Genomic DNA, 2481 nt, shown 5'->3' on the forward strand with positions numbered 1-2481 from the left:
AATAAGCATTATGGCCACCGGCTGTGCTCGTGGTGACCAGCCAAGTTGGGGAGAAATTGGAAAAACCATGACTGTTAGAGGAATTATGAAAGGATTGGCTTCGTCGCAATATATCTATTATTTTGTTTTCGACACTGACGGCAACATTCTCACTGGTCCCAAAGCCGATCCGAACACCTGGGATAATTACTATGTTGCCCGTTATGACGGAGGAAATTTTTATTTAAAAAAACCTGATGGAACTCAAATTTTCATCAATGATGCCAGTGCCACCGATGTGACAGTAACTATGACAATTAATTTAGAAGATCTCAATAGTCCAAATTCCATTGAATTCATGGCAGTGACTACCGATATACAGGGAAATGTTCTTGATTCGCTCAGGAATTATGAAGTTCTCAATATCCAATACCGGAGATTTTTTTCTTTTACTGATACCACTGGTGAAACCAGTGAATCAGGTGCTGATATTTCGCGCATCGAAGTTGAAGTGCAATTTTAGTTGTATCCTATCTTATAAGTCCTTTTGCGGGCTTAATCAAGCCCCTACAAAAGTTTTTAAAAATTGTAGGAGAGAAAATATATTGCACCCGATTAATGTAGTGACATGCCATGGCATGTCGAATCTTGGGTTTTCACCCTCATCCTCACCTTCTCCCATCAAGGGAGAAGGAACTAAAGTCGTCATTCAGACTGTGTCACAATTCCTTTCTTACACCAAGCATGGCGTGAAAGTGGAGGATACAGTACATTTATCTTCATTTATTGGTTATCTATTCCCAATATTACTGTAAAATATTAACATAAGTGGGAGTAAATAATTTACAGAATAATTGTGACACAACCTGATTGTGAGGAACGGAGTGACGTGGCAATCTCATGAGCTCAATCTTTTTATTCTTCTCCCTTTGGCCAAAGAGGGAGATTCATTTGTGAAAAGATATTTTCGTCATTATATGATGTCACTATGTAGCATAAAGTCTATACTATGTACAGTTTAACAAAGGCCAGGAGGTTTTTTCTTGAGCATCCCTAAGCAAAAAATATTCAAACCTAAATTCTATAGCTGGTTTATTGTTACTTTTAACCTTCTTTTTCTCGCCTTTATCCTTAATGGTTGCATTGGTTCAGTCAGCCAATTACCCGGTTATGAAAAAACAAAAGCAAACTGGACAGTTATGGTCTTTCTCAATGGCGACAATGACCTCGACAACCATGCCATAGCCGATTTAAATTCAATGGAAAGGGTAGGTTCATCCGATAAGGTAAATATTATTGTTCAGCACGATTCTTTACAGGGACCGGCTATTCGTTATCTCATCGAAAAAGATAACGATCCTCTAAAAATTAACTCCAAGGTTCTCCAACATTTAGGCGAAATTAACATGGGTGATGCAAATAACCTGGTTGATTTTATTCGATTTTGTGGCCAAAATTATCCAGCCGATAAATATGCCCTTATTCTATGGAATCATGGATCCGGTTTCAAAGGAAAAAACATTTCCTTCGATCAAACCTCATATAACGATTCTATTACAATTCCAGAATTAGGTCAGGCTTTACTGAGCGCAAAATCCATTCTAAATACACCAATCAACCTTCTTGGTATGGATGCTTGTTTAATGGCCATGGTAGAAGTAGCCTATGAAGTCCGGAAGAGTTCAAACCTTATGGTGGCATCACAAGAAAGTGTTCCAGGAGATGGGTGGGATTATACCACCTTCCTTGAAAGTCTCATCACCAATCCAGCCATGGAGGAAATCCAGTTTGCTCAAATCATTGCTGATAGTTTTATCGATCAATTTCCTTCTCAAAATGTCAATATTTCTGTCACCGATCTGAATCAATTGGAAGAATTAACAGCAAACATTGGATTCCTTTCCAAAGCAATTTTATTAGATAACCAAACCTCACCCCAGATTTATATTAATATTGGAGACTCCAGCCAATATTTTAGTGATTATGACTTTATCGACCTGGGTGACTTTGCTCAACTGTTGGCTACCAATAGTGAAGTTCGATCTTCTGAGGTAAAATCTTCAGCCTTAATGATAAACAATCTCCTTTCTCAAGTTGTTCTTTATAATAGAACTCATGGTTTTGATGTGGAATATTCTCATGGTTTAAGTCTTTATTTTCCTTATAAATCCTATAATCCACAGTATGAACTACTCGTCTTTAATCGTGATACGTCGTGGAATCAAGTTATTCAAAAGTTATTTGCCTTGAGGAAAAAATAGTTAATTTTCAATAATTTTGAATCAGGGGCTTTTCATTTTTTCAATAATTTGTTATGGTATTTTGAAAAGATAGATTTTATAGGTTTAGGTCTTTTTTTTAAGTTGTTTTATTTCTTTACTTTTTTTCGGTAAAGTTGTAGTCATTTTTGCTTTTTTATCGTATAGTATATATGAATGCATGAAAAACAAGACGATCTCGTCTCAAACTCCAAAGGGCAATGAAAGGAGGTGCAACGAATTG

Annotated in this window: 2 protein-coding genes; both read left to right on the top strand. The window is 36.6% G+C overall.

Annotated features, from left to right (window positions below; translation table 11 throughout):
* Positions 1 to 502 (top strand): hypothetical protein (locus PLK24_RS10720; protein ID WP_324478994.1); only part of this gene is annotated, 502 nt, incomplete at its 5' end.
* Positions 503 to 1022: 520 nt separating this feature from the next.
* Positions 1023 to 2240 carry a clostripain-related cysteine peptidase gene (locus tag PLK24_RS10725; RefSeq protein WP_324478996.1) on the top strand — a complete coding sequence of 406 codons (1218 nt, stop codon included), beginning with the start codon at positions 1023 to 1025 and terminating at the stop codon, positions 2238 to 2240.
* The last annotated feature ends 241 nt before the right edge of the window (positions 2241 to 2481 follow it).

This window comes from Atribacter sp., from assembly GCF_035418125.1.
In the GTDB taxonomy this organism is placed as follows: domain Bacteria; phylum Atribacterota; class Atribacteria; order Atribacterales; family Atribacteraceae; genus Atribacter; species Atribacter allofermentans.